Origin of the sequence: Massilia sp. CCM 8734 (assembly GCF_011682155.1) — a bacterium.
Taxonomy (GTDB): domain Bacteria; phylum Pseudomonadota; class Gammaproteobacteria; order Burkholderiales; family Burkholderiaceae_D; genus Telluria_A; species Telluria_A rubra.
The window spans coordinates 1-1,024 of the sequence record NZ_WHJI01000149.1 but is presented as its reverse complement, the minus strand read 5'-3'; the positions used below and the strand labels follow the sequence as shown (position 1 = coordinate 1,024).

The window sequence follows — 1,024 nt, the reverse complement described above, 5'->3', positions numbered from 1 at the left end:
GACAGCAAGTCTCGAACTCGGCGTCAATCACCTTCCCCGCAGTGACCGGCGCGGCTGTCACCGTGACGCACGTCGCCGTTTTTGATGCACTCAATGCCGGCAATATGCTGTTCTCGGCGCCGATGCTTTCCTCGAAGACGCTGCAGGTAGGCGACGTGCTGTCCTTTGCACCTGGCACCCTGATCGCGAATCTGAACTAAGTCGGCATGAATTCCTTCGGCTTAAACAGCGCGGCCGTCAATGGAAATGCAACGCGGGTAGTTCTCGGCGCGGCGCTGTTCGCGGCCGCCGGTTCCTTGACCGCCAATGCGACCCGCACGCAGTTCGCGGGCGCCGTGGCGACGGGGGGATCGGCGGGCAAGGGCGCCGGTGGCGTGCGTATCGCGATGGGCGCGGCGCTGATTCGGCCTGAATTTTATGCGTCGGCTGAATGGGTGCTGGCAACGACCGCCGGCGCCACTTCCTACGCGAGTCTCACCGCGCGGGCCGCGCATACTGAAGCGTTGTGCAGCACGACCTTCGGCTTCGTCGCCGGTGGCACGATCATCCGCCCAGGTGTGGCGGCCGGCGCCGCAACCTTCATCACAAGTGCCGACCCTCTCGTCACGATCGGCTACGCCGCAACCGGCGTAAGTACGTTCTCGCTGTATGCGGAAGCGGGCGTCAGGCGCAACGGCCAAAGTACGACGGAGCGCGAGGGACGCGCGTCGGCGACATTCGGGTTGACGGCCAATGCCGCGGCGTTGCGGACCGCCATGGGCGTTGCTGCGACCGTGGCCAGTTTCAACGCGTCCACCGACTCCGTGAAGATCCACGGCGGGGGCGCCACCATGGTGTCCTCTCTCGGGGTGCTGGCCGCAGGGTCGTCGGACGGCTGTCGGGTAGAGTTCACCAGCGCGTTGAGCGCGCAGCCGACGCTGACCCAGCCGGGCCAGGCCGAGTTTACTTCCAGCCTACAGATCGCGGCCGTACCTATGGTCACGATCGAGGGCGCGGCACAGCCGGTCCTGTTCGAGTCCGGATG

The 1,024-nt window shown here is 65.9% G+C and carries 1 protein-coding gene and 1 pseudogene; both read left to right on the top strand.

Translation table 11 applies throughout. The features are described from left to right. A pseudogene (locus F2P46_RS38995) lies at positions 1 to 200 on the top strand (hypothetical protein); the annotation flags it as partial. Between the two features lie 6 nt (positions 201 to 206). Then, positions 207 to 1,024 (top strand): hypothetical protein (locus F2P46_RS38990; protein ID WP_166899295.1); only part of this gene is annotated, 818 nt, incomplete at its 3' end.